Source organism: Dyadobacter chenwenxiniae (genome assembly GCF_022869785.1).
GTDB classification, from domain to species: domain Bacteria; phylum Bacteroidota; class Bacteroidia; order Cytophagales; family Spirosomataceae; genus Dyadobacter; species Dyadobacter chenwenxiniae.
In genome coordinates, this window is record NZ_CP094997.1 from 7,079,993 (window position 1) to 7,105,267 (window position 25,275).

Below are 25,275 nucleotides of genomic sequence, written 5' to 3' on the forward strand. Positions count from 1 at the left end.
CTATTGCTTTAATGACTAATTATACTCAGGGAAAAAGTGAAAAGGACAGCTCTATTTCTTCGGAAGTAATGTATCGCGACCTTTTCCTGCTAAATCCCCAGCCGATGTGGGTTTATGATGTAGAAACTTTTGAAATACTGAACGTGAATGAAGCGGCGGTAAGACATTATGGTTATAGCAGGGACGAGTTCCTTCGGCTAACTATCAAAGACCTGCGTCCCGCTGCCGAGATCGCTACTATGGTTTCTGCTGTTGAGATAGTCAGAATGCATGATAAGCTTTACTCGTCGGGGGGGTACAAGCATCAGAAGAAAAACGGGGAGATCGTTGATGTCAACATTCAGAGCAACATCATTTATATTGATGGCCGCAAGGCTGAGCTCGTTCTTTCGACGGATATTACAGAAAAATGCAAGACAGACGAGAAGTTCAAGGCGATTTTTGAACACACGCAGGATGCCATCATGATCTGCGATGATGATGGCAATTGCCTCGATTATAATACCGCAGTCGTTGATATGTTTGGCTATTCCAGGAAGGAGCTGGACAAGATCAGCCTTTTTAAGTTATTAAAGGTCAGGGCGGGGGATCTACATGCGATCTGGACACGGTTCCTCAAAGGGAAGGTCCGGAACGGCAAAATGCACTTGATTCATAAGGATGGAAGCGTGATCATTGGCAGTTTCAATGTGAAGCCCAACATTCTGCCTGGCATGCATCTTTGCGTCGTTACAGATATCACTGAAAAAGTTCTGAAATCCAAAGCCCTGATTTTGGGTAATGAGCGTTATAAGCTCATTCTAAATGCAGCCAACGAAGCCATCTACGATTGGGATATCGAGCGTGACAAGGTTGAATGGGGGACGGGGTTTAAAGATATTTTTGGATATGATCTGGCGGTTTATAATAATCATATCTGGTCGGATAATATTTATTATGAAGACAAAGAGCGGGTGATAAGAGAGATTTCAGCAGCGCTTAATGATCCAGGAAGGGAAATGCTGGTTACCGAATGCCGCTATGTAAAATTTGATCAAAAGGTGGCGTTAGTGGAGCACAGGATCATTTTTTTACGTAATGTGAATGGGAAAGCCATTCGTGCCGTTGGTTCCGTAAGGGATATCACGGATTATAAGCAGAGCTTACACCGGATTCAGCTCCAAAACGAGCAATTGAGGGAAATTGCGTGGATTCAGTCGCATGTAGTAAGGGCGCCGCTGACTCGGATGATGGGGTTGGTTGAACTTCTCAAATTGGGGGAATATGGGGATTTGGGGAAGGAAGAAATACTCAACCTTGTGCAACAGTCGGCCGCCGAACTCGACAGTGTGATAAAAGAGATAGTGAATAAAGCCGATAAAGTTCAGACCGAAGATGATTAGTGATCTTAAAATCCTGTTGGTAGATGACGACAAGATCATGCTGTTCCTGCATGAAATGTTTCTGAAAAAAAGTGGTATCTATAACGATACAGTCTTGTGTTACAATGGATTGGACGCGCTGCAATATCTGGATAATTATCTGTCAGGAGAAACCCATTTCCTGGTTTTACTGGATATCAATATGCCCGTTATGAACGGTTGGGAATTTTTGAATGCAATTGCCGAAAGGCCTTATGTAAACCGTGTTCACGTAGTAATGGTAAGCTCTGCAACGGAAGAATCCGAAAAGAAAAAGGCGCTTAATTACAGCCAGGTGATCGATTACCAACAAAAACCACTCAATGTTGAAAGCTGCGGAAGGATTGTCCATAGTGAAATGTTGAAGGGCTTTTTCCAAGATTTTACCGCAGAATAAATTCTTAAACATTGAAAAACATAGCTTATGCCGGGTCTTTTGAAAGGCTTTGGCTGTCAGAAGCGGAGGCGGAGAATAAATTATACAATAAACTCTTCTGTATCACTTTCCTGCTCTGTAATCCTGCGGCCTCCATCGGTTTTTACCTGGCCGGTGACCCTCTTTTCTTAACGATTATTTACACGCATTGCATTTCGGGCAGTCTGATCGCAGTGCTTTTGCTTTTGCATTATAAAAAAGTGATAACTGGGCAGCAAATGAGCTTTTTGGCACAGCTCATGATGATAGGCTTCTATGCTTACCTTCTCGCACAGCCGCACAGGTCATATGCGCAGTCGTGCCTTAATCTTACACTAGGCGTTATTTTTACAGGGTTGATTTTGCGTTGGCCAGTCCGGTATGCGCTTGTTTCTTCGCTGCTGAGCATGATCCTTTATCCTTCGGCTATTTATTTTTTCGGCGAGCCGTCTGCATTTAAAATGTTTTTTACAGAAGGCGGCGTTTTCCTGTTACTCGCGCAATTTTTGTTTCCGTTTGTTATGAAGGTTAGTGTAGGAAAAGACAAGCGCGAATTTTATTACCGGTACAACCTGCAAGAGCAGAATATTGAACTCGAAAAACAAAAGACAATCGCGGAAAATGCGACAAAAGCCAAGTCTGATTTTCTCTCCATGATGAGCCATGAAATACGCACGCCGCTGAACGGGATTGTGGGCATTGTGCACATTATGATGGATGAGGATCAAAATCAAAAAAACAGGAATGAGCTTTTGACCACATTGAAATTCTCTTCGGACCATTTGATGGCCGTTGTAAACGATGTGCTGGATTTCAGCAAAATTAATTCGGATCACATCCAGCTCGACGAATTTGCTTTTGACCCCGGCCTCCTTTTTGAAAACCTGCGAAAGACATTCGTTCCGCGGGCTGGCGAGAAAAAGCTCGACCTTATTTTCGATATCGATGAACGGCTGCCATCGCACATTATTTCTGACAGCGTCCGGCTCAATCAGATCATTACAAACCTGATTCACAATGCTGTAAAGTTTACTGAAACAGGATATGTGATGTTTACTGTGCGAGAAGTGGCCCGGGACGAAAAAACTGTCCGTTTACACTTTACTGTGAAGGACTCCGGTATAGGCATTCCGGCCGAGGAGCAGCCGACTATTTTTGAAAGTTTTACACAGGTCAGGCCGCAAGAGGAGCAGGAAAATAAGGGGACAGGCTTGGGTTTAGCTATATCCAAGGAACTGCTGCGGCTTTTCAAGAGTGACATCCATCTTGAAAGTGAACCTGAAAAAGGGTCCGTTTTTTCGTTTGAAATACAATTTCCTTATCTGGAAGAAAAAGTAGCCGCAAAGCCCGCTGTCCGCGAAAAAATCGTGACTGCAATAGCTTATCCGCAAGCGAAAGTGCTCATTGCAGACGATAACAAAATTAATGTGACCCTGGCAACCATGTTGCTGAAACGCAAGAACATTCTCTTCGAGGTTGCTCAGAACGGCAAAGAAGCCTACGAACTTTTTCTGCAAGGTGGCTTTAACCTGATCCTGATGGATTTGAGGATGCCGGTCATGGATGGTTTCGAAAGCACCGCCTTGATCAGGAAGATTGATCAGCGCATCCCTATTATTGCACTGACGGCTTCCGCACTTGAAAGTGAAAAAGACCGCGTCCATGCCAGCGGCTTCACAGGTTACCTCGCGAAACCATTTATCCCAGAGGATTTTTACGCTTATATCTTCCCTTTTCTAGGCGTTCAGACGGCCAAAGTCTCCTAGAAAGGCGTTCCCGACAAATGCGATGTCCGGAAACGTCGGTTCAAATGATGCAGTCGTTTTGTATGTTTGCAACTTTCACCCGAAAGCGCCGGAAATTCCTGGTCAAAAATTTACAATTATGCGTGATGTTGAGCCTGTACTGCAACGTTATTTTCCCTGGTTACTGATCATTGGCATTGCACTGAATGTTCCCGGTTTATGGCTTGAAATTATCGAACCCGACGGCGCACTTTACGCCACCATTGCCAAGCGCATGGTACTGCACCGCGACTGGATCAACTTATGGGGTCACGGCCAGGATTGGCTCGATAAGCCCCATTTCCCATTCTGGATGGCAGCGATCAGTTATAGTTTTTTTGGAATAACCAGCTTTGCTTACAAGTTTCCCGCATTTCTTTTCTGGCTCCTGGGGCTGTATTACACTTTTCTGACGGCCAGGGATCTGTTTAATGTTAGCGTTGCCAGGATTTCGGTGTTGATCTCAGCAGTTGCTTTGCATAGTACATTAGCGAATTTCGACGTTCGTGCGGAGCCTTATCTTACCACTTGCATCATTGCGGCTGTATGGCATATGTTGGGTGTTTACCAAAAAAAGAGCGGGCTTCACATTGTTGCCGCTGCGCTGTTTTCGGCTTGTGCGATCATGACAAAGGGAATTTTCGTGTTGCTTACTATTGGTGGCGGCTGGGTGCTTTTTTGGATCTTTACTTCCCAATGGCAGCAGTTTATCAATTACCGCTGGTGGGTAATGCTCTTCCTTTGCCTCCTGTTTATCACCCCGGAATTATATAGCCTCTATGCGCAGTTTGACCTCCATCCTGAAAAAGTCGTCTTTGGCAAAACCGGCGTTTCCGGTTTGAAATTTTTTTTCTGGGACAGTCAGTTCGGGCGCTTCTTCAATACAGGACCCATTAAGGGGAGCGGAAATGTTACGTTCTTTATGCACACTACATTATGGGCCTTTCTTCCGTGGTCAGTCGGTTTGGTGGGCGGCATCGTTTATCTGATTCGTTTTGATACAAACCGGGCGGCCGTGCGATGGACGATTTACGGCAGCACATTGCTGACATTCATCTTGTTCTCACTGTCGCGCTTTCAGCTCCCGCATTACATTTTGATCCTGTTTCCCTATTTTTCGATCATTACCGGATATTTTTTATATCAAAAATCGAAGCATGTTCAATTGCATATTTTGGCCAAATTCCAGCAGGCTTTGGTTTTTATCGCCGCTATTGCAGTAATCGCTTTGCTGTATTTTACCGGGCTGAAAAACGAATGGCTGGCAACCGGAGTAACCTGTCTGATCGTGGCGATCGTGAACATTATTCCCTTTCAGAATTCGTTACAGCGAATTTTATACAACGGTTATGCTATGGCAGCGATCATTTACATTTTCCTGTTTCTGTTTTTTTACCCGTTCCTGCTGCAATTTCAATCCGGCAGAAGTGCAGCCAGAACAATTTGGGAAAATGAGCCCACGCCTCCTGTTGCCATTTACAAATCACTATCCCATTCCCTCGAATTTTACGCGCCAGGTGAAGTAATGATCTTACCTTCCAGCGAAAAGCTGAGCGCATTTTTAACACGAACCCCTTGCTACATCTACACCTCCCCGGAACTTGCCGACAGCCTTCTCAAATCTGGCCTGAAAGCAGATGTGCTCGCCACGCCAGCCTATTTTCGGATCACAAAATTGAAATCTGGATTTTTAAATAAGGACACCAGAAATAGAATGCTGGAAAAGATGAGCTTGCTATACGTCAGGTGAGCAGGCTGCTATTTCCGTTATGGCAATCTTGCTGGAACAGTTATTGATGGTTAGGGTGAAAATCAGAATTCATCAACAATCAATAGTATGAAAACGATAAAAATAAGTATAGGCTTGCTGATGCTGACATTGTGCAGCACGGTGTACGCACAAACGACCAGTCCAAGTTCGCAGCCGTCCACAACGACCAAAGATTCAACCCAGACGCAGGGAAGCAGCGCAGGTGGAACATCGGCGTGGCCACAAAGTACCGGAACGGCAGGAGCAAGCCGGCAGTCACCAGCAACGGATACGACCGGACAAACCACCAAATCGCAGGGAACTGGAACCAGTGAAAATACGGGTCAGCAACAAAGTACGAATCAGACACAAAACGGCACACAGCCACAAGGCAATAGCGCGGGAGGAACGTCCGCGTGGCCGCAGGCAACAGGAACCGCTGCCGCGACAACGCCGGATTCTACAAATCAATCAACATCTCAAACTGCGACGCAATCAGCAACAACACAGCCTTCGGAAACCGGGCAAAGTTCCGGGAATGATAAGGCAAGCAAAAAAGACAAAAAACGAAAAAACCGGGATCGCGACGACAAAGGGACAAACGTTCCCCAATAAGCGTCGCAATGGATCTGATTCCGTAAAGCTGATGTAGGGCTTAATAAAGCGAAAAATATGGCGTTCAAAACTGGACGCCATATTTTTTATTTAAGCGATTTGAATCGGGCTTATTGATTGATAGTTGATAAATGTCTGTATGGATTCATTATTAAGTATTTTAGGTCTCCATTTACTTACAAAATGATTCGAAATAAGATATTACGGGCATCATAAATAACTTGCACCTTGAATTTGGAAAATATTTCATTTAGGCCAATGACCTTAGCCGATGCAGATGATATTTTAGATATCATTAACTATTATGTTACTAATTCAACGTCCTATTTTTCTGAGACGCCTATAAAGAAAACCAGTATCTCGGATATGTTAAATGAGAAGAGCATGCTTCCCAGGTATGTAGTCCTGAGTGGCAAGGAACTAATCGGATTTGGGTATGCCTATAATTTCAGGTCTGAAAGCACCTTTTCGCAAACAGTGAAATTAACATATTGGTTAAAAGATGGTTTTACTAAGAAAGGGATAGGAAGCCGACTTTACAATATTCTGGAGAGTGAGCTTAGGGGTTTAAGAATATCCAGTATTTTGGTTAATATTTCATCTGAAAACATAGCCAGCTTAAACTTCCATAGGGCGTTGGGATATAAAGAATGTGGAAATTTTGAGAGGATTGGTTACAAAAACGGCAGGTATTTTGATCTGATTTGGCTGCAAAAATTTTTGAAATAAAAATACATCTTTCACATATGGAATACAGACAATTAGGCGCATCCGGGTTGAATGTCCCCGTGCTGAGCTTCGGGACCGGAACATTCGGTGGCGGCGGCGATTTTTTCAAAGCCTGGGGAAATACGCAGACCGACGAGGCAGCCCGGCTCGTGAACCTGTGCTTGGATGCAGGAATCACGCTTTTTGATACAGCCAATGTTTATTCTCAGGGTTTGTCGGAAGAGATCCTGGGTAAGGCGATCATTGGTTTGCGGGATAAGATCATTCTTTCAACCAAAGCCACATTTAAAATGGGATCCGGGCCTAACGATTTTGGCTCTTCCCGGTTTCATTTAATAAAATCCTGCGAAGACAGCCTTCGCCGCCTCAAAACAGACTATATCGACATCTACCATATGCACGGCTTTGACGGTAACACGCCGGTCGAGGAAACGCTTAGCGCATTGAATGACCTGATTACAGCAGGTAAAGTCCGTTACATTGCCTGCTCTAATTTTTCGGGCTGGCATCTCATGAAATCGCTCTCCGTTTCTGAAAAATATGGTTGGTCCAGATACATTGCACATCAGGCACATTATTCCCTGATCAGTCGTGAATTTGAATGGGAATTAATGCCGCTTGGGGTTGATCAGAACATTGGGACAATCGTATGGAGCCCGTTATCGGCTGGAAGGCTTGGAGGAAAATATAGAAGAGGCCAACCAATTCCTCCGGAAGGTCGTATTGCGCAAGGTGGGGGAGAAGGGCCGGAGGTTTCGGAAGAGTTTTTCTTTCATCTTATCGATGTGCTCGACGAAGTGGCTGCCGAAACTGAAAAAACAGTTGCGCAAGTTGCGCTTAACTGGCTGTTGCAAAGGCCAACCGTAAGCAATGTAGTGATCGGAGCCCGAAATGAGGAACAACTCAGGCAAAATCTTGGGGCAGTGGGTTGGAACCTGAATCTTGAACAGGTAAAGAAGCTGGATGCGGCAAGTGATAAGTCGCCCGTATATCCTTATTGGCACCAGCGCAAAAATACAGCGCTCAATCCACTGCCTGATTTTTACGGGAAAGTCAGCCGATAACAATTTAGTCGTTAGCCGGCACGCTGACTGCGTGTCGGCTCTTTCAATTCCGGAATATAAAGTCCGTGTTGCATGGCATATACAATGAGGTCTGTCGTTCGCTTCACTTTTAGCTTATCCATTACACTTCTGTGATAGTATTGCACCGTATGTGCGCTCAGTTTCAGGTCGTAAGCGATTTCTTTAATGGTACGGCCGCTGCAAACTTTCTGTAAAACTTCCTTTTCTCTGGGCGAAAGGTGCAGGACTACCTGCTCGTCTGTAAAAACACTGTTAATCAGGTTATCCCGGATTCCTTTCCCAATGTATTGTTTCCCTGCGATCACCTGGACAATGGCTTCTTTCAATTCGTCCAGCGAGGTCGTTTTCGGCAGGAAGCCATTCGCACCCCTTCTGATGGCGTGCTTGATCGTTTGCACGTCCGTCACGGTCGACAAAATAATGATCTTCATTTCCTTAGGCATCGCATTTCGCGCGAAATCCAGCAGTTCCAGTCCGCTCATGCCATTGATAGCCCAATCCATTATCAGGATACCTGGCGGACAAGCGGATTTATCGGCTAAAAAAACCTTTCCATCGGTATAAGAAGCCACGTTACCAATCTCCTGCATGCCTTGTAGAACGCACCGCAAAGCGTCGGTCAGAATTACAAGTTCATCCACCAGAACAACCTTGATAGAACTATTTTTGAGGCCACCTAGAACAAAATTCGAGCGCTCATCTGAATGCTTTAGCTTGATTTCCATAAGATCAGAAGTAACAGCATGTCTATTTGTTTCAACACTAAGTAGAACGGTTCTTGCTAACGTAGTATTCATGACTGAAAATGTCCTCACAGAAGTCAAACAGGCACTTTATGAGTTGCTGTCCGGCAATTTACCAATAAAATATATAAAAATTCTGTGGATAAAATTAGTTCTATACCCCCAAGAATTTGCGGGTTATTTCATAGTAATATTATGTGGGGTTTTTTTGACCTATTTATAGATACATTTGCAAATAACTACTATTTGTGCTATGTAAATAGTGCTCAGATGTAACCAATAATTACAATTTTCCAGGCTTTGCAGTAACTCAATCCATCAACTTAAAACTATTGAATGATTAAATTTTACGTCTTCGAATTCACGTTGCTTTAGGGCTGATACCCACTTCCGGTGATGATCCGGAACGCTCCACATTAAGATAAATACAGTTAAGTATTTCGCGGCTGAAAATAGTCGCACGCTATTACTATGCCTACTAACGTCTTTTATTTCACATAACGGTTCACTATAACTATCTAAATTTAAATACTATGAAAATTTCTATCCGTCAACTAATTAGAAATTTAGCCATGAAAGGTTCCAGGGTAACCTCAGGTCTTATATTGATTTTTGGTTTGCTCGTACACGGTGCGTCTGCGCAGCAGTATGTAGACAATACGACAGTCACAGAAAATGATGAACTGACAGCCGATGCGGAGGTCACTGGAAAGGATAATGCACTGGGTGCCCCGGGTGGTGGCGTTGCTACTATATCAGTGGAAGGCCTAACCGTTAATATCCTGGGAGAAACTATTAATGTCGCAAGTGATGGCGCACTAAATATGAATTTTAACCCCGGTATATCCGGGGGCGTTACAACCTATGTCCGGATCACTGATTTTACAACGAATATAGTGGGTCTGGATCTTGACCAAATCGTGGGATTACTGGGATTACTCGATAATAGTGCGATTACCGCAACGTCCAACGGCGGACCAACGACCTCTAAACTTGTCCGAGATCCATCAGGAGCTTTATTTTTAGCAGTCACTCCATCCGGTGCATATACGCGGGTTAGTGTTGGATTGGATTTTGCGGGTATAGGAACCGTGGCTGTTGGTCAGGTTTCAATGGATATTGATCATGCGGTGGCTTACACAAATACCACCTTTGTGCCTTGCGAATCAGTAACACGTTTTACGAATGCCGGTGCTGAATCCAATGGTATAAGTGTAGCCCTTACAAATGCACTGGTAAATCCGGAAAGGGCAATAGATGGCAGCATGGAAACTTATTCAGTGTTAAAGGCTTCTGAAGTAAGTGCGGTTGCAGGGACGTCCCAGGTAATCCGCTTTACAAAAACCCTACCGGGCACTACCGAAATCGTTGCTACACTTTCTAAAATCGGTTTGTTGGCTGATGTAACCTTGTTGTCCAATATAAGGATTCAGGCGAGGCTGGGCAACACGAGGGTGGGCACGGCGCGCACGCTTCAAAGTCTTCTCTTGGGTCTGACCTTGCTTGATTTTGACAATTTGCAGCCTGCCACAGTGGCTTTTGCTCCGGGCGTAACCTTTGACGGGGTTGAAATCATTATAGAAGGCGTTGCAAATGTCCTTAATAGCTTAAATATTCACGAAGTAAGTGCGCGTTCACCTATCATATTTACGGGTGGTGACTTGCAGGTGTATGATGCCGGCGACAACATTAACATAAATATCAGTTCTGCTACTGCGTATGCTTTGGACCCTCTTTATCCAATGTATCCAGCTCAACCAGGATTCACCATTGCCTGTGGAACGTCAACTGATTACACATACAGACTTAAAGATGTTACACTGGTAAACGCAAGGACCACTGCCGGAACATTGCCTAATACATTAACCTTATCATTAGCCGGTGTCCTGTCTGGAAATGCCGCAGAGACTCAGGTAGGTGTATATTTCTTCGATGTGGAAGCACGTAATGCCTTTGGACAAACTGCGGTGACGACTTTTAAAATAACCATTGAGCCATCATTGCCGGTTACGCTGGTAAGCTTCAAAGCTTCATCCGAAGGCCCGACGGCGCTGCTTTCCTGGTCGACTGCTTCTGAGACAAACAGTGACCGTTTTGACATCGAGCGTAGCCAGAATGGTAAAAAGTGGGAAAAAATCGGATCTGTGAAATCCAATCATGAAAGTGTGACACAGCATTTTTATTCTTTCCAGGATGCGCAGCCATTGGATGGCGAAAATCTTTACAGACTGAAAATGGTCGACCTGGATGAAACTTTCGCTTACAGCCATATTGAAAACCTGAAATTTGCCAGCACAGCATTCTTGTATCCGAATCCGGTCCGTAATACTGAAAACCTGAACCTGAACCTGACCGACTGGTCAAAAGTTAAGCAGGTAAAAGTGGTTAATGCGCTTGGTAAAACCGTTTTTGAAGCCTCGAATGCATTGAGCACAGGCATCAGCACCCGTAACCTGAACTCCGGCACATATGTTGTCCAGGTTATTCATACCAATGGCACAATATCTGCGCATAGATTTGTGAGACAATAGTCCTGTTCAGCACGATACACATACAAACCGCTGGTTTTAACCAGCGGTTTGTTTTTGTTTGTAACACTATCGCGTCAAAAAAAAACGACATGAATAAATTTGCAGCTACGTATCGGTATATTTGCGTTTAACAGCATCACAAAAACGATAACAATACATATATGGCAGGAAGAAGAGGCAAAAAAGCCAAGTTCAAGAAGTTCTTTATTCCTTTATTAAAATGGGTCAGCGCCATAGTTCCCGTTTGCGCATTCATTTACATCCTTTACTACTACAAGCAATTCGATTTCCTCAAAGAGAAGCCGGTAGTCAAATCCAAAACAGAAGTGCTCAGCCAGGCCGACTCACTGAGTGCCGTTGGTGCTGAGAATAAGGAGAAACTGATCGCAAAAATCAAAATCCTTGAAAACGAATGGCATTCTGTGGGCGGGATTGCGATTCACAGCATGGTTATCGAAAACAATTCCGATGCGACGATTAAGAATATTGAGGTGGAATTCAAGTACTTGTCGGATACACAGGCGATTATTACTTCAAAAATCGTAACCATCAAAACACCGCTTCCTTCCAAAAAGGCAACAAAAGTGTCCGGAGTAAGCGTGGGTTATGTGAATAATTCTGTGGTGGGTTGCGATACGAAAGTGGTGAATGCAGTCATTTGATATCATGCCTTGGATAAGGCATGATTTTCATCAGCAAGAAGCAAACGATTTACTCAATATAACCATGGCGGATCAGGAGTCAACAATACAGAATCTTTATAAGATACAAGATTTTCTGTTTCAATACGAAGGAATCGGAAAGAGGCCGGAATATGATGAAAACCAAAAGGTCTATCTCGAGATACTGAAATTGCTGGCAGACGACAAAGGACTGCATTTTATCAGTAAGGAATTGAGCGATCCGGAGATCACATTCGAGAGTACATTAAACCGTTGGAACCCGATCCTGACCTTCCTTATTACTGATGCACTTTCACAGTTGGAGCCGGATAAAAAACACAAGCTGTTTTCAAAGAAAATCACTGATATGACCGGGTATGAATTCCGCGAATATCTGGGCTATCTGCAAGAGGATAATGTGGTAAAAAGCGGATTTTAGCGGTTGATATTCCCCACTTTTCGCCGCTTAACTACCTGCAATTCTACAAGTTTGCTCAAAATAGTGTGTCAGGATCCGGTTGACAAGTGAAGTGCCTCTGGTACGATTATTTTTCCTGATTAGTCAAACACTTAAATCTGACTAATCACTGGAAATCATGACGGAGCTACTTCAAAGTATATATGCAATCGGACCATATCTATTTACTCTTGTGCTGATCGGCGCGACCGTGTTTGGCGTATGGCTGATTACCCAGTTAAAGAAGTCACCAGGTCAGGATCAATTTATGGTGGGGGATGCAATGTTCCTGAAACGCAATGCAACCAGACTTAGGAAAATGGAATTGCATTAATCCTGATGTAACGAGATCGCCTTAAAAATTAAAGCTCATATATATGCACAGTTCGCTGTGCATTTTTTTATGCTATTGCAAAAAAAAACAACCCAAATACAATGTATTCGGGTTGTCTGATTTTACTCAACGTTATTTGATAATCAGTTTCCTGACCATCACTAACAAATTTAACAAATTCTTTATTCAAAACATTATTTTTTATTCAAGAAATAACATTTTTTATAGGGATGCGAAGTAAATTATTTTAAACTAAGCCTTTTAGGACTTCTCATTGCGTAAAATGGGCATAAAATCACTCCTGTGCATTCTGAACGGCTTCTATGAATTTTTGCAAATCGGATAACGCGAAGGGGTTGCCGTGATCTTTTTCGTAATTTGAGTACACAGAAAGCATCTTATTGTATTTAATCATGCAGGAACTATTGTGTGATTTCAGTTGCCGTCCTTTGTACTCGCCGTGCTCGTCCATCCTGTCAACGAGGTAGGACATCATATAATAGTGCATGCCGCTATCCTGATCAAAACCCTCGAACTCTATCTCAGCAAGGTCGAGCAGCTCTTTTTCTTCATCAGATAACCGCTTGATCGACTCGTTAATTTGTCCATACATTTTCATAATGTTGGAAATTTCGGTGTAAACGCTGATCGGCACTTCCTCATAGAGCGTATTAAAAACTTTGGGATAAAGACCCGTGTAGCCTTTTTCGAGAATCTCAATCCGTTTTTCATTGATCTCCCTTTCTTTTTCGTCGCTGATTATCGACAATATTTTGCATTGGTTTATGAGCAATTGACGCTCGATCAAAGAAATCGTTTCAGGAATCGTGGTGTTATTGGTCATTGTTTAAGCTTTTGGGGGCATTTGGTTAATTTTTGCTTATAAAGTTTAGTAATGTTTCTGATATTTGATCCATCAAAAGCATCTTTGCGTAATTTATAAATCTGTCATATATTTTCGCTGTCCGGATGCTCAATCCATGAAAAGAAACTCACCCATGTCTGAAAATGCCAAGGCCATCCCGGAAAAGGAGACCGAGGAAAACCTCGACAAAATGGCGAAAAAATTGTCAAAAGAGTGGAGCAAGCCGTCTAAAACCGGTAAAGTCCCCGACTTGTCGTTTTCGAAATTTGAGGAAAAATTGAAGAATAAGGATCAGTAACCATACCAGTCACCCCACCAGTGCTGCAATTTTTTGCGGATTTCCTCTTCCCGGGCATTTAATCCGGGTTCAAAAACCTTCTTTCCTTTCAACTCATCAGGCATGAAGTTCTGCTTGGCAAAATTTCCTTCAAACTCGTGTGAATATTTATATTCTTTGCCATACCCGATCTGCTTCATCAGCTTGGTCGGTGCATTGCGTAAATGCAGCGGAACGGGTAAATGTGCCGTGTTTTTTGCAAGCTCAATCGCGTCGCCAATGGCCATGTAACTGGCATTGCTTTTGGGAGATGTTGCGAGATAAATGGCTACTTGTGAGAGGATTATGCGACATTCCGGATAGCCGATCACATTCACGGCCTGCATGCAGGCATTGGCCATAATCATTGCCGTTGGGTTGGCATTTCCAATGTCTTCCGATGCCATAATCAGCATTCGGCGGGCGATGAAAGACGGGTCTTCACCAGCCACAATCATACGGGCCATCCAGTAAACGGCCCCGTTCGGATCGCTGCCACGCAAAGATTTGATGAATGCAGAAATGATGTCATAATGTTGCTCGCCTGATTTGTCGTAACGCGCAATGTTCTGCTGCGCGACTTCGGTTACCCATTCATCGGTGATCACAATGTCCTTTTCCTCGCCTTTTCCTAAAATCACCAGTTCCAGGAGATTGAGCAACTTTCGTCCGTCCCCGCCGGAAAGGCGCATCAGTGCATCATACGACTCAAAAGTGACGTTCTTTTCCTTCAAAAACTGATCTTTCGCAAGCGCTCGCTCAATAAGTTGTTTCAATTCTTTTTCACCAAAAGCTTCCAGAATGTAGATCTGGCTTCGTGATAAAAGGGCCGAATTGATTTCAAAAGAAGGATTTTCAGTGGTCGCACCGATTAATGTAACCTGTCCTTTTTCCACAGCACCCAGCAACGCATCCTGCTGACTTTTGTTATAACGGTGAATTTCATCAATAAATAAAATGGCCGGAAACAAGCCGGATGGTCGGGCCAGGACTTCCCGTAAATCCTTCACGCCCGAACTGATCGCGCTGAGGTTATAAAATTGTCTTTTTGTGGTTTCGGCAATGAGCAATGCCAATGTTGTTTTTCCAACTCCGGGAGGCCCCCAAAAGATCATGGAAGGAATTGTATTTTGTAAAATTGCCCTGCGTAACGGGCCGTTTGGGCCTAATAATTTTTCCTGGCCTACAAAATCATCCAGGGTTCTCGGGCGAAGACGTTCAGCTAGCGGCGTGGAGTTCAGCGACATTCAATTGGTCTTATTTCTGTTTGTTAATGATCGTAAATATTTAACAAAAAAAGCGTGGCTTAGTTCGCCACGCTTTCAATGCAAAGATGTTGTAAGAAAATATCAGAAGGTTAGCCTGTCCAGCGTCATTTGCTTTTTAAGGTTGCCTAATGCACCAAAAACCAGGTTATAAACAGACTGAATGTTGATTTTCATCAAATCTGCAATTTCGTGGTTATTCAAATTCATGTAAAATTTCAGAAAGATGGCCTCGCGCTGGCGGCGTGGAAGCCCGTTGATGGCTACGTTTAAATGCTGATTGGTTGATTCAAATTCTTCCTCAGAAATCAGGTGATTTTCGTGAGAAGGCGTGTTGATATGCCAGTATTCAACCGGTATATCTTCGTTGCTTGTATGCTTTTGTTGCGCATTCAAATGGCGAACTAACTTTCTTTTGATCGACGCCATAAGATAAAACCGAACGGAAGTGGTGTCACCCAGCGTCATTCGGTTTTTCCAGAGTTCTACGAACAAGTCATGAATGCAATCCTTAATCAGTGGTTTGTCAATCGTAAACTGAGAACAATACTGATACAAAATGTGAACGTAAGAGCGGTACAGGCATGCATAAGCATTTTCATCGCCTTTTCTGAACTGATCCCAAAAACAGAGTTCTTCTTCTTGCTTGTAGCGTAGGTGAGCCATTGTTTGGAAAGGATTTTGATTGGGGTTAGGAATTGATATATGCAATAAGGGTCATTATTACACTTGTAAATATATTTATAAAAAAACGTATTAAAAAAATATTTTCGTCAGAAAATTATATTTCAAAGGTCAATGTTACCATTTTGTTAAGAATGTAACTATTCAGGTACTTAATGAGACAAATTTGAAGTTTTCTCCGTCAAAGAGCCCTTTATCACTTAATTTCAAAGCTGGGATCACCAATAATGCCATAAATGAAAGCGTCATGAATGGTGATTGCAGTGACGACAGCAATTCTTCCTTCACAAAATTGTCGAGCAGCGTGTATGCAGCTGCTACTTCATAACCGTCCGAATCCGTCATAATGCCGGCGATCGGAAGTGGTATTAAATGCGTTTTCCCGTTCCCGGCAGCCGAAATTCCACCTTTTGCTTCAATGATCGCATTTACTGCGAAGGCCATGCTCTCATCATCGCAACCCACACAGATAATGTTATGAGAATCATGCGCAACCGATGAAGCAATGGCGCCTTTTTTCAATCCGAAATTTTTGATAAAAGCAATCGCAGGGCGGCCGGTCGCGGGTGGCGCATTTTCATACCGGTTTATCACGGTCACCTTTAATATGTCATTGTCCGGATCAGCTAAAATTTCATTGTCCTGCATTTTGGCATTGACAATGATTTCATTTGTAATCAGTTGACCTTCTAATGCCTCAATGACCCTTATCTGATATTCAGATTTTTTTTCAATTCTACAAATAAATTCAGCAGCTGTTTTTGGATCACAAACAAACCGGTTGGGATGTGGGCTTTGCAAATTCGGGATCAGCGAAATGGAATCTTTGGCAACGAGTGCCCCGTTAATCCATGTTTCTTTTACATTGAAGTCAGTCAGGTTATCAACTAGGATAAAGTCTGCCGGATCCTTTTCACGCAGCAAGCCGACAGGCAGGCTATAATGTAAAACTGGGTTGATACACGCCGCCAAGAGAATGTTCCAAATATCATAACCCAATACTAATGCTCTTTTAACCAACACATTAATGTGCCCAGCAACCAGATTATCCGGATGTTTGTCATCTGAGCAGAACATGATCTTTTCCGGAAATTCGGCGATGAGCGGGATTAATGCATCAAAATTTCTCGCCGCGCTTCCTTCACGGATCAGGATTTTGACGCCATAATTAATTTTTTCTCTGGCTTCGTCATAGGTAAAGCATTCATGATCAGTCGTTATGCCGTGTGAAGCGTATTTTTGTGCAGCCTCGCCTCGGAGTCCTGGCGCGTGGCCGTCGATTACCTTATTATAATGTTTGGCCCAGTTGATTTTGGCCATCATGTCCGGGTCTTCATTAATGACGCCAGGAAAGTTCATGACCTCAGCCAGATAACCAATGTCATCATTAGCCAGCAGCTGGCCAACCTGATCAGCATCAATCACAGCGCCCGCAGTTTCAAAAATCGTCGCGGGAACGCAGGAAGGCGCGCCAAAGCAAAATTTGAATGGCACGCGTTTGCCATCATTAATCATAAACTCAACGCCTTCCATTCCGAGCACATTGCCGATTTCGTGCGGGTCAGAAACGGTGGCAATCGTCCCATGCACAACGGCGAGCCGTGCAAATTGCGCGGGCGTAAGCATGGAGCTCTCTATATGTACGTGCGCGTCCGTGAAGCCGGGCATCGCGTAAGGCAATGTTGGATTTTCAGGGCCGGTAACATTGATTTCTTTTATCAAACCATCTGCAATGTGCAATTCTGCTTCGGAAATGGTTTTTTCAAAAATATTGACGACGTTGATTTTCATAAAGCGACTTCCAGATTAGGCAGGTGAACGGCAATTTTTCGGAATTCTTTTTGGTAGGCCAAAGGACTCTTGCCGGTGTGGATTTTGAAATACTTATTGAAATTGGCAAAATTATTAAACCCGCTTTCATAGCAGATCTGTGCAACGGGCAACTTGCTTTCGGACAGCAATTTACAGGCATGACCAATCCTGAGTTCCAGCAAAAACTGCGAATAAGTTTTCCGGCTGCGGCTCTTAAAATAACGGCAGAATGAATGCGGGCTAATATTAGCGATCTCCGAAATCTCCTCAATGGAAATCTTCTTCTGAAAATTGCTGATCGAATATTGGTAGATCTGATTAATACGATCCGTGTCATACTGATCATATTCTTCCTGATAATGTGTGTGTGACAAAGTTTTTGTCTCCGCACAATGTGCCAGATTTTCAAGGATTTGCAAAAGTGAAATCACTGCGTTGCCGCTTTTTTGATCCAGCAATTCCTGCAAAAGCTTTTTCACATTTTCTGTTCCTTCGCCCAAAAGTTTCATCCCAAATCTGGCTTTGAGCAGTAACTCGCGGATGGCTTTGTTTTCCGGCAAATCAAGAAAAGCATTGCCGAAAAGGTCCAGCGAAAAGTGCACAACCGTGGCTTGTGCGTACAACTGACTCTCGCGCTGGAAATATTTTTCATCGCAGCGCCAGTAATGGGGCAGGTTAGGGCCAATTAAAAGCAAGTCGCCGCTCTGGAAGTTTTGAATGTTGTCGCCCACGAACTGCGTGCCCGAACCTTGCTCAATGTGAATGAGCTCCAATTCGGGGTGGTAATGCCAGCGGTTATAAAAGTAAAGGACCACATCACGCCGGATACTGAACGATTTTTGCAGACCTTTCGGGACTTTCAGTAATTGCGGTTTCACAAATAATTACAAAAACAATCGATTAAGAGGAAATATATGCCAATATAGTTGAAAACTTTGCTAGTATTGCGAATCAATGTATTGAAATATTTCAGTTCATTTGTTGATAAATTCTATTTGTCATACCCTACAATTATAAACCAATTTGGAGCAGACTATGGCGTCACAGCTTTTAAAAATACATCCTTCTGATAATGTGATCGTTGCATTGCGCGATTTGCCGGTGAATGCAGACGTGGCGTGGGCAGGCAGCCATTATTCGCTGCCTTATGGCGTTTCGGCCAAGCATAAGTTTGTAACAGAGGATATTGAAACAGGTGGCGCTATCATTATGTATGGCGTGCTGGTGGGCCGGGCTTCGCAGCCGATTAGGAAAGGCGAACCCATCACCACATTTAATCTCAAACACGATTCACAGGATTACAGCACGGCCAACCGCCAGCCTTATTCTTATGTCCAGCCGGATGTCAGCAAATGGCAAGGCAGGACATTTAAAGGATATCACCGCGAGGATGGCCGCGTAGGAACATATAATTACTGGCTTGTGGTGCCGCTGGTTTTTTGTGAAAACCGCAATGTGCTGATTATGAAGGATGCGTTCGAGCGTGAGCTTGGTTATGCGCAGACGGACATTTACAGAGAGCACGTCCGCGATTTCCTGCATTTATATCAAAGCGGCGATTTGCGCACGATTAAAAGCATGGAAGCATTCACCGAACGCGAGCCTGTAAGAAGGAAGCCGGAACGTCCGTTCAAAAATGTGGACGGCATTAAATTCCTTACACACGAGGGCGGCTGCGGCGGCACAAGAACGGATGCCAACACGCTTTGCGCGCTTTTTGCAGCTTATGCCGTGCATCCTAATGTGGCCGGAATCACGGTTTTGAGCCTCGGTTGTCAGAATTCGGAGCTGAAAACATTGGAAGATGAAATCAAGAAGCGCGATCCTAATTTCAATAAACCATTCTTCGCATTCGAGCATCAGAAAGGCACAGAATATTCCTTAATGTCTGGCGCTATTAAGGAGACTTTCATGGGCGTGACCAAAATCAATGAGTTCGAAAGAAGCGACGCGCCATTGTCCAAACTTTCTGTCGGACTAAAATGCGGCGGTTCGGATGGATTTTCGGGCATATCGGCTAATCCTGTGCTCGGACATTTATCAGATATCGTTGTAGGATTGGGCGGACAAACATTATTAGCTGAGTTTCCGGAATTGAACGGCGTTGAACAAGAGCTTATTAACCGTTGTGTTACAGAAGAAAAAGCAGCGAAATTTGAAAAACTAATGCGGGATTACGCGGGTAAGGCCGAGGCTGTTGGTTCAGCTTTCGCCTTCAACCCGTCGCCAGGAAATATTAAAGACGGACTGATCACAGACGCGATCAAATCTGCCGGAGCAGCGCGGAAAGGCGGTAATGCATACATTTCGGACGTGCTTAATTACACGGAAAGAGCCACAGAATCCGGCCTGCAACTGGTGTGCACGCCAGGAAATGATGTGGAAGCAACGACGGGCCAAACTGCTGCCGGCGCTAACATTATCCTTTTCACAACCGGCCTGGGAACGCCAACTGGAAACCCAATCTGCCCGGTTGCAAAAGTGGCAACAAACACAATATTAGCCAACCGCATGCCCGATGTAATCGATTTCGATTGCGGCCCGGTCGTGGATGGAACGCAAAGTCTGGAACAAAATGCGGAAGCATTGCTGGAATATGTAATCCGCGTTGCGAGTGGTGAGCAAACCAAGGCGCAGCAGCTGGGTCAGGATGATTTCATCCCCTGGAAGAGAGGAGTTTCATTATAAAACAGAGTAAAGGCCATTAAAAAGGCTCTTTTGTTTTAATATTAATAAAAAAGTACATGTTTGATTTAAGCGGAAAGACAGCATTGGTAACCGGAGGGGCGAGCGGGATTGGCCTTGCGATCTCTCAAACTTTTGCAAAACAGGGCGCATTTGTGCATATTCTCGAACTCAATTTTGACCTAGCTAATCAAGTTGTAAGCCAGATTATTGCGGATGGCGGACAGGCTGAAGCGCATGCCATTGATATCTCAAAGCAAGCAGATGTGGTGAATGTGATCAATGCCATTGCAACCAATCATACCATTAATATCCTGGTGAATAACGCCGGCATTGCGCACATTGGAAAAGCGGATAACACATCTGAAATTGATTTTGATAGGGTTATCAATGTCAATGTAAAAGGCGTTTACAATTGCCTGATGGCGACCATTCCGCATTTGAAAACCAATGGCGGCGGCGTGATTTTGAACATGGCATCTATCGCTGCGACCGTTGGAATTCCGGACCGTTTTGCATATTCCACGGCCAAAGGCGCGGTTTATTCCATGACATTGTCTGTTGCGCGGGATTATCTGGGCGATGGCATTCGTTGCAACAGCATTTCGCCAGCACGTGTGCACACGCCGTTTGTGGATGGTTTTATCTCAAAAACATATCCGGGACAAGAAGCGGAAATGTTTGAAAAGCTTTCCAAAACCCAGCCCATCGGCAGAATGGCAAAACCGGAAGAAATCGGCGCACTGGCATTGTATCTGTGCTCCGACGAAGCAGGATTTATCACAGGCTGTGATTATCTGATCGACGGAGGATTTGAGAAATTGAATAATTAGGGGCTGTAAGCTAAAAGCTATATGCTGTAAGTCTTATGTTAGAATAAAATTACGCAAGGCCTCACGATTTGGCCTGTTAGTATGATGTAACTATACTATTTATCCAAATATTTAAAGCCTACGGCCCAGAGCCTAGAGCTTAAAGCAAGAACAACATATGAAACTTTTTCGATTTGGTGCTTTTGAGCAGGAAAAACCGGGTGTAGAGCTTCCCGATGGTAAAAAACTGGATGTGTCTGCATTTGGTGAAGATTACAACGAGAAATTTTTTGCAACCGATGGCCTTAACCGCCTTTCGGAGTGGCTTGTTACCAATGTGGAAAGCTGCCAGGAAGTTGCGGAAGGCTTCCGTTACGGCTCATGCGTAGCGCGTCCTTCTAAAATTGTGTGCATAGGAATGAATTATGCCAAACATGCATACGAGTCGGGAGCGACGGAACTGCCCAAAGAGCCCATCGTATTTTTTAAATCTACTTCTGCACTTTGCGGACCTTACGACCAGGTGATCATCCCAAGAAATTCGGAGAAAACAGACTGGGAAGTGGAGCTGGCCGTAATCATTGGTAAAAAAGCCAGTTATGTCGAAGAAGCAGATGCGCTAAGCTATGTTGCGGGTTATGCCGTACATAACGATTATTCTGAACGCGCGTTCCAGATGGAACGAGGCGGACAATGGGTGAAAGGAAAGAGCAATGATACTTTCGCGCCGTTAGGTCCATATTTGGTAACTGCGGACGAAGTTGGCAATGCGAACGACCTTGAACTTTGGCTGACACTAAATGGCAAGAAAATCCAGGATAGCAGCACATCTGACATGATTTTTCAGGTTCCTTTTCTGATCAGTTACCTGAGCCAGTTCATGACATTGCTGCCGGGAGATATGATCACGACCGGAACGCCTGCGGGTGTTGGCCTGGGTATGAAGCCTCAGGTTTATCTCAAAGCGGGAGATGTTGTTGAGCTAGGCATAGAAAAATTAGGATCACAGAAGCAGGAAGCAATCGCTTGGAAACCACTGTAATATGGTAATAGATTCGCATCAGCATTTCTGGATTTTTGACGAGGAACGTGATTCGTGGATCACGCCGGAAATGCACGTTATCAGAAAAAACTTCCTGCCCGAAGACCTGAAACCGGTTTTAAAAGAAAATCGCGTGGATGGTTGTGTAGCCGTTCAGGCGTCGCAATCCAGGTCGGAAACGGATTTTCTGTTGCAGCTGGCCGAGGCCAATGATTTTATAAATGGCGTTGTCGGCTGGGTGGATTTGCAAGCGGATGATTTATATGAGCAGCTCGAAAAATATGCCCAATTCGAAAAATTGAAAGGTTTCCGGCATGTTGTGCAAGGCGAGGCGGAGGGGTTTATGTTGCAGCCAGCATTTATAAGAGGCGTTGGTCAACTGGTCGCATTTGATTTCACTTATGACATTTTGATCCGGCAGGATCAGCTGAAAGAAGCGTTCAATTTTGCCGTGAAACTGCCTAATGTACATTTTGTCCTCGATCACATTGCAAAACCGTTGATTAAAAACGGCGAAATGCAACCTTGGGCAGCGGATATCCGCAACCTCGCAGAGCTTTCCAACGTAAGCTGCAAAGTATCCGGAATGGTAACCGAAGCGGATTGGCGAAACTGGGAAAAAGCAGATTTCAGACCTTATCTGGACGTTGTTTTCGAAGCATTTGGGACCGATAGGCTTTTATATGGCTCCGATTGGCCGGTTTGTCTGGTCGCTGCTGAGTACGAAGGTGCTAAGGGGATTTTAACGGATTACCTGAGCATGTTTTCGGATACGGAATTGCAGAAAGTGATGGGTAAAAATGCGGTGGATTTTTACAGTCTTGATATATAACTGATATAATGAAAAAATACTGTCTCGCGGTGGATCTGGTGAATGATCCGGTTATGATTGCTGAGTATGAGCAATATCACAAAAAAGCCAGACCGGAAATTGAGAAGAGCATTCTGGATGCGGGAATTACGCAAATGGAAATTTACCGGATCGGTGAACGGCTTTTCATGATCATGGAGACAGAAGACGATTTTAGTTTTGAAAACAAAGCCCAGATGGATGCTGCCAACGCGCAGGTCCAGGAATGGGAGCAGTTAATGTGGAAATATCAAAAGGCCCTGCCATCCGCCAAGCCTGGCGAAAAATGGGTGTTAATGGATAAAATATTTGCCCTCAAATAAGAAGAAGGAAGGATTTGTGACTTAGCGTTCTAAAATAAGGTTTGAGTAAATTAATTTATCTATTACTAATTGCCAGTTTGTCTTGCACATTGTTTTCTTCCCGGCCCCGCAAGCCAGTGGAAATCAAGGTGATGAGCTTTAACATCCGCCATGGGCTGAACCGGGCCGACGAGTCAAACCTGCGGGATATTCTGAAAATCATTCATGAGCACAAACCGGATCTGATCGCATTGCAAGCGGTTGATAGTCTGGTGGGTGACGGAAAAGTGCAGTTCCAGCTCCGGCAAATTGCCGTTCAAACCGGGATGCATTATTTATATGGAGAAGCCGACAGATCCGAAAACGGATCGCAGGGCGTGGGGATCTTATCAAGCTGGGAATTTGAAAAGAGCCAGATCATTAACCTGCCAAAAACGGACGGTGCCGACCCAAAAGTGCTCTTATGTGGGCTGATAAAGCCAGCCAGAGGGCTCACTTTCCGGTTTTGTAATGCGCGTCTGGAATACGCGTCGGTGATGGACAGGGCTTTGCAGGCCGCCTACATCAACCAGATGCTCGTAAACAGCGTTCAGCCGGTATTATTGGGCATGGATATGGGCGCACGACCGAACGAGCAGCCCTACTTTTCATTCCGGAAAAACTGGCAGGATGCAGCCCAGGGCTCACAATTGGAAACCTGGAACGAAGGATTGCCCGGCGACCGGCTCGACTATATTTTTGCTTTGCTGAATAATAAAGTGCGGATCAGGAATTATAAGGTAATCAGGAATTACCCGCAGGTTTCGGACCATTACCCAATACTTGCCACCATTGAATTTTGGTAAAAATGAATCACTCGGATTTGAAAATCGGATTGTTTATTCCCTGTTATGTGGACCAATTTTATCCGCAGGTGGGCATCGCAACCCTCGAACTGCTTGAAAAACTGGGTTGTACAGTAACATTTCCTCTTAACCAGACTTGCTGCGGCCAGCCTATGGCTAATTCGGGGTTTGAGCATTTAACAAAGGATTGCGATCGTCTTTTCTATAACCAATTTGCTGATTGTGATTATGTTGTGTCGCCTTCGGGAAGTTGTGTGCTGCACATTAAGGATCATTTGAAGGTGGAAAACAAGGCTGATGAGTCCAAGGTTTTGCGTAAGAAAGTTTATGAGTTGGTAGAGTTCATCGTCGATGTTTTAAAAGTGGAGTTCATTGAAGCTGAATTTCCGCATCGCGTCGGATTACATCAAGGCTGCCATGGCCAGCGGGGGCTGCATTTATCGCAAATGTCGGAACTGAATGCGGCGCCGTTCTCAAAGCCGGTTTCGCTTTTGAAAAATGTGAAAGGGTTAGAGTTGGTGGATCTGGATAGGGCGGATGAATGTTGCGGGTTTGGCGGGACTTTTTGTGTAAGTGAAGAAGCGGTTTCTGTAAAAATGGGCAAAGACCGCGTTTCGGACCATATTCGTCATCATGCCGAATACATTACAGGCTCTGATATGAGCTGCCTTTTACATCTGGAAGGGATCTTGAAGAGAAGCAAAAGCAATGTTCAGGTGAAACACATTGCCGAAATTTTGAACAGTGCAATAAAACAAATACCGGTCCCCGCATAGGAACCGGCATTTTACAAAGTTTTACTGATGAAAGGTGCTCCAAACGGGTCGCGCCGCGAGGGGGTCGAAATCTGAGAAGCGCTTTGTTGTTAGTTGATAGAAGAAACAACGCGGCTGGTTGTAGTCAGAATATCAAATGATTGTGTAGCCTTCTCTTTACCGTCCGTGATTTCAAATGTATAAGTACCATCCAGCAAGGTCGATAAGTCGAAATATTTCAAATAGCTGTTGTCAACGCGTCTGCTTTCTGAAAAAAGAATGTTTTTATCAGTATCCAAAATACGAACGGCTACATTTTTCGAAGTTGGATTATTATATGAAACGCGGAATTGCATTGGTTTGATCTGAATAACCGTCAGTTTGTTAGAAACCGTTTCAGTTTTTTCAGTTGCGATGTTGGTTTGTGCATGAACTGTCAATGCCGAACCTGATAAAAGCAAGCCAGTCAAGGCTGCGATGAGAAGCGTGTTTTTAGTTTTCATAAGAGTGAAAATTTAATTGTGTCTAAAAAAAGTT

Annotated in this window: 26 protein-coding genes; 19 read left to right on the top strand and 7 right to left on the bottom strand. The window is 44.2% G+C overall.

Features of this window, described 5'->3' with window-relative positions:
• Positions 1 to 11: 11 nt before the first annotated feature.
• From MUK70_RS30355 to MUK70_RS30385, 7 genes are all read left to right on the top strand, one after another.
• Complete coding sequence (locus tag MUK70_RS30355) at positions 12 to 1,382, top strand: PAS domain S-box protein (protein WP_234656579.1); 1,371 nt, start codon at positions 12 to 14, stop codon at positions 1,380 to 1,382.
• On the top strand, positions 1,375 to 1,797 hold the full coding sequence (locus MUK70_RS30360) for a response regulator (RefSeq protein WP_234607027.1): 423 nt from the start codon (positions 1,375 to 1,377) through the stop codon (positions 1,795 to 1,797). The genes MUK70_RS30355 and MUK70_RS30360 overlap by 8 nt, the downstream gene beginning before the upstream one ends.
• Before the next feature lie 11 nt (positions 1,798 to 1,808).
• Positions 1,809 to 3,581 carry an ATP-binding protein gene (locus MUK70_RS30365; RefSeq protein ID WP_234656580.1) on the top strand — a complete coding sequence of 591 codons (1,773 nt, stop codon included), beginning with the start codon at positions 1,809 to 1,811 and terminating at the stop codon, positions 3,579 to 3,581.
• Between the two features lie 22 nt (positions 3,582 to 3,603).
• On the top strand, positions 3,604 to 5,349 hold the full coding sequence (locus MUK70_RS30370; protein ID WP_234656581.1) for an ArnT family glycosyltransferase: 1,746 nt from the start codon (positions 3,604 to 3,606) through the stop codon (positions 5,347 to 5,349).
• A gap of 87 nt (positions 5,350 to 5,436) precedes the next feature.
• Positions 5,437 to 5,964: a hypothetical protein gene (locus MUK70_RS30375; protein ID WP_234656582.1), complete on the top strand. Its 528-nt coding sequence runs from the start codon at positions 5,437 to 5,439 to the stop codon at positions 5,962 to 5,964.
• 234 nt (positions 5,965 to 6,198) lie between these two features.
• On the top strand, positions 6,199 to 6,693 hold the full coding sequence (locus tag MUK70_RS30380) for a GNAT family N-acetyltransferase (RefSeq protein ID WP_234656583.1): 495 nt from the start codon (positions 6,199 to 6,201) through the stop codon (positions 6,691 to 6,693).
• Between the two features lie 17 nt (positions 6,694 to 6,710).
• Positions 6,711 to 7,757: an aldo/keto reductase gene (locus MUK70_RS30385; protein WP_234656584.1), complete on the top strand. Its 1,047-nt coding sequence runs from the start codon at positions 6,711 to 6,713 to the stop codon at positions 7,755 to 7,757.
• Positions 7,758 to 7,768: 11 nt separating this feature from the next.
• Here MUK70_RS30385 and MUK70_RS30390 read toward each other — a convergent pair whose 3' ends face one another.
• Complete coding sequence (locus MUK70_RS30390; RefSeq protein ID WP_234656585.1) at positions 7,769 to 8,503, bottom strand: response regulator transcription factor; 735 nt, start codon at positions 8,501 to 8,503, stop codon at positions 7,769 to 7,771.
• 551 nt (positions 8,504 to 9,054) lie between these two features.
• On the opposite strand from MUK70_RS30390, the gene MUK70_RS30395 reads away from it, so the two are divergent.
• The 4 genes from MUK70_RS30395 (at position 9,055) to MUK70_RS30410 (ending at position 12,505) form a co-directional block, all read left to right on the top strand.
• Positions 9,055 to 11,052 carry a T9SS type A sorting domain-containing protein gene (locus tag MUK70_RS30395; protein ID WP_234656586.1) on the top strand — a complete coding sequence of 666 codons (1,998 nt, stop codon included), beginning with the start codon at positions 9,055 to 9,057 and terminating at the stop codon, positions 11,050 to 11,052.
• Positions 11,053 to 11,213: 161 nt separating this feature from the next.
• Positions 11,214 to 11,714, top strand: a complete 501-nt coding sequence (locus tag MUK70_RS30400) for a hypothetical protein (RefSeq protein ID WP_234656587.1) — start codon at positions 11,214 to 11,216, stop codon at positions 11,712 to 11,714.
• A 4-nt stretch (positions 11,715 to 11,718) separates the two neighbouring features.
• Positions 11,719 to 12,153, top strand: coding sequence for a hypothetical protein (locus MUK70_RS30405; RefSeq protein ID WP_234656588.1), 435 nt, complete (start codon positions 11,719 to 11,721; stop codon positions 12,151 to 12,153).
• A 157-nt stretch (positions 12,154 to 12,310) separates the two neighbouring features.
• Complete coding sequence (locus MUK70_RS30410; protein WP_234656589.1) at positions 12,311 to 12,505, top strand: hypothetical protein; 195 nt, start codon at positions 12,311 to 12,313, stop codon at positions 12,503 to 12,505.
• Between the two features lie 295 nt (positions 12,506 to 12,800).
• Here the strand turns inward: MUK70_RS30410 and MUK70_RS30415 are convergent, their stop codons facing one another.
• On the bottom strand, positions 12,801 to 13,349 hold the full coding sequence (locus MUK70_RS30415; protein ID WP_234656590.1) for a YfbU family protein: 549 nt from the start codon (positions 13,347 to 13,349) through the stop codon (positions 12,801 to 12,803).
• A 136-nt stretch (positions 13,350 to 13,485) separates the two neighbouring features.
• Between MUK70_RS30415 and MUK70_RS30420 the strand changes: the two genes are divergently transcribed.
• Positions 13,486 to 13,668: a hypothetical protein gene (locus MUK70_RS30420; RefSeq protein WP_234656591.1), complete on the top strand. Its 183-nt coding sequence runs from the start codon at positions 13,486 to 13,488 to the stop codon at positions 13,666 to 13,668.
• Here the strand turns inward: MUK70_RS30420 and MUK70_RS30425 are convergent.
• From MUK70_RS30425 to MUK70_RS30440, 4 genes are all read right to left on the bottom strand, one after another.
• Positions 13,662 to 14,933, bottom strand: coding sequence for a replication-associated recombination protein A (locus MUK70_RS30425; protein ID WP_234656592.1), 1,272 nt, complete (start codon positions 14,931 to 14,933; stop codon positions 13,662 to 13,664). The two genes, MUK70_RS30420 and MUK70_RS30425, sit on opposite strands and share 7 nt — an antisense overlap.
• Before the next feature lie 102 nt (positions 14,934 to 15,035).
• Positions 15,036 to 15,617: an RNA polymerase sigma factor gene (locus tag MUK70_RS30430; RefSeq protein WP_026631654.1), complete on the bottom strand. Its 582-nt coding sequence runs from the start codon at positions 15,615 to 15,617 to the stop codon at positions 15,036 to 15,038.
• Positions 15,618 to 15,779: 162 nt separating this feature from the next.
• On the bottom strand, positions 15,780 to 17,426 hold the full coding sequence (ade, locus tag MUK70_RS30435; RefSeq protein WP_234656593.1) for an adenine deaminase: 1,647 nt from the start codon (positions 17,424 to 17,426) through the stop codon (positions 15,780 to 15,782).
• Positions 17,423 to 18,325, bottom strand: a complete 903-nt coding sequence (locus tag MUK70_RS30440) for an AraC family transcriptional regulator (RefSeq protein WP_234656594.1) — start codon at positions 18,323 to 18,325, stop codon at positions 17,423 to 17,425. The genes ade and MUK70_RS30440 overlap by 4 nt, the downstream gene beginning before the upstream one ends.
• Before the next feature lie 157 nt (positions 18,326 to 18,482).
• On the opposite strand from MUK70_RS30440, the gene MUK70_RS30445 reads away from it, so the two are divergent.
• From MUK70_RS30445 to MUK70_RS30475, 7 genes are all read left to right on the top strand, one after another.
• Entirely contained in the window at positions 18,483 to 20,135 is a 1,653-nt protein-coding gene (locus MUK70_RS30445; protein ID WP_234656595.1) for a UxaA family hydrolase, read from the top strand.
• A gap of 56 nt (positions 20,136 to 20,191) precedes the next feature.
• Entirely contained in the window at positions 20,192 to 20,965 is a 774-nt protein-coding gene (locus tag MUK70_RS30450) for an SDR family NAD(P)-dependent oxidoreductase (RefSeq protein WP_234656596.1), read from the top strand.
• A 157-nt stretch (positions 20,966 to 21,122) separates the two neighbouring features.
• Positions 21,123 to 21,986: a fumarylacetoacetate hydrolase family protein gene (locus MUK70_RS30455; protein WP_234607045.1), complete on the top strand. Its 864-nt coding sequence runs from the start codon at positions 21,123 to 21,125 to the stop codon at positions 21,984 to 21,986.
• Position 21,987: 1 nt separating this feature from the next.
• The gene (locus MUK70_RS30460; protein WP_234656597.1) at positions 21,988 to 22,818 is read left to right on the top strand and encodes an amidohydrolase family protein; all 831 of its coding nucleotides are present in this window, start codon (positions 21,988 to 21,990) and stop codon (positions 22,816 to 22,818) included.
• 8 nt (positions 22,819 to 22,826) lie between these two features.
• Positions 22,827 to 23,159: an L-rhamnose mutarotase gene (locus MUK70_RS30465; RefSeq protein ID WP_234607047.1), complete on the top strand. Its 333-nt coding sequence runs from the start codon at positions 22,827 to 22,829 to the stop codon at positions 23,157 to 23,159.
• A 41-nt stretch (positions 23,160 to 23,200) separates the two neighbouring features.
• Positions 23,201 to 23,983: an endonuclease/exonuclease/phosphatase family protein gene (locus MUK70_RS30470; RefSeq protein ID WP_234656598.1), complete on the top strand. Its 783-nt coding sequence runs from the start codon at positions 23,201 to 23,203 to the stop codon at positions 23,981 to 23,983.
• Between the two features lie 2 nt (positions 23,984 to 23,985).
• Positions 23,986 to 24,759 (top strand): (Fe-S)-binding protein, encoded by a 774-nt coding sequence (locus tag MUK70_RS30475; RefSeq protein WP_234656599.1) that lies wholly within the window; start codon positions 23,986 to 23,988, stop codon positions 24,757 to 24,759.
• A gap of 89 nt (positions 24,760 to 24,848) precedes the next feature.
• Here the strand turns inward: MUK70_RS30475 and MUK70_RS30480 are convergent, their stop codons facing one another.
• Positions 24,849 to 25,241, bottom strand: coding sequence for a T9SS type A sorting domain-containing protein (locus tag MUK70_RS30480; RefSeq protein ID WP_234656600.1), 393 nt, complete (start codon positions 25,239 to 25,241; stop codon positions 24,849 to 24,851).
• Positions 25,242 to 25,275 lie beyond the last annotated feature (34 nt).

Coding starts and splice junctions, on each gene's coding strand:
- MUK70_RS30355 (WP_234656579.1), top strand. CDS start 12: ATGACTAATTATACTCAGGGAAAAAGTGAAAAGGACAGCTCTATTTCT.
- MUK70_RS30360 (WP_234607027.1), top strand. CDS start 1,375: ATGATTAGTGATCTTAAAATCCTGTTGGTAGATGACGACAAGATCATG.
- MUK70_RS30370 (WP_234656581.1), top strand. CDS start 3,604: ATGTCCGGAAACGTCGGTTCAAATGATGCAGTCGTTTTGTATGTTTGC.
- MUK70_RS30375 (WP_234656582.1), top strand. CDS start 5,437: ATGAAAACGATAAAAATAAGTATAGGCTTGCTGATGCTGACATTGTGC.
- MUK70_RS30385 (WP_234656584.1), top strand. CDS start 6,711: ATGGAATACAGACAATTAGGCGCATCCGGGTTGAATGTCCCCGTGCTG.
- MUK70_RS30390 (WP_234656585.1), bottom strand. CDS start 8,503: ATGGAAATCAAGCTAAAGCATTCAGATGAGCGCTCGAATTTTGTTCTA.
- MUK70_RS30395 (WP_234656586.1), top strand. CDS start 9,055: ATGAAAATTTCTATCCGTCAACTAATTAGAAATTTAGCCATGAAAGGT.
- MUK70_RS30400 (WP_234656587.1), top strand. CDS start 11,214: ATGGCAGGAAGAAGAGGCAAAAAAGCCAAGTTCAAGAAGTTCTTTATT.
- MUK70_RS30405 (WP_234656588.1), top strand. CDS start 11,719: ATGCCTTGGATAAGGCATGATTTTCATCAGCAAGAAGCAAACGATTTA.
- MUK70_RS30410 (WP_234656589.1), top strand. CDS start 12,311: ATGACGGAGCTACTTCAAAGTATATATGCAATCGGACCATATCTATTT.
- MUK70_RS30415 (WP_234656590.1), bottom strand. CDS start 13,349: ATGACCAATAACACCACGATTCCTGAAACGATTTCTTTGATCGAGCGT.
- MUK70_RS30420 (WP_234656591.1), top strand. CDS start 13,486: ATGAAAAGAAACTCACCCATGTCTGAAAATGCCAAGGCCATCCCGGAA.
- MUK70_RS30425 (WP_234656592.1), bottom strand. CDS start 14,933: ATGTCGCTGAACTCCACGCCGCTAGCTGAACGTCTTCGCCCGAGAACC.
- MUK70_RS30430 (WP_026631654.1), bottom strand. CDS start 15,617: ATGGCTCACCTACGCTACAAGCAAGAAGAAGAACTCTGTTTTTGGGAT.
- ade (WP_234656593.1), bottom strand. CDS start 17,426: ATGAAAATCAACGTCGTCAATATTTTTGAAAAAACCATTTCCGAAGCA.
- MUK70_RS30445 (WP_234656595.1), top strand. CDS start 18,483: ATGGCGTCACAGCTTTTAAAAATACATCCTTCTGATAATGTGATCGTT.
- MUK70_RS30450 (WP_234656596.1), top strand. CDS start 20,192: ATGTTTGATTTAAGCGGAAAGACAGCATTGGTAACCGGAGGGGCGAGC.
- MUK70_RS30455 (WP_234607045.1), top strand. CDS start 21,123: ATGAAACTTTTTCGATTTGGTGCTTTTGAGCAGGAAAAACCGGGTGTA.
- MUK70_RS30460 (WP_234656597.1), top strand. CDS start 21,988: ATGGTAATAGATTCGCATCAGCATTTCTGGATTTTTGACGAGGAACGT.
- MUK70_RS30465 (WP_234607047.1), top strand. CDS start 22,827: ATGAAAAAATACTGTCTCGCGGTGGATCTGGTGAATGATCCGGTTATG.
- MUK70_RS30475 (WP_234656599.1), top strand. CDS start 23,986: ATGAATCACTCGGATTTGAAAATCGGATTGTTTATTCCCTGTTATGTG.
- MUK70_RS30480 (WP_234656600.1), bottom strand. CDS start 25,241: ATGAAAACTAAAAACACGCTTCTCATCGCAGCCTTGACTGGCTTGCTT.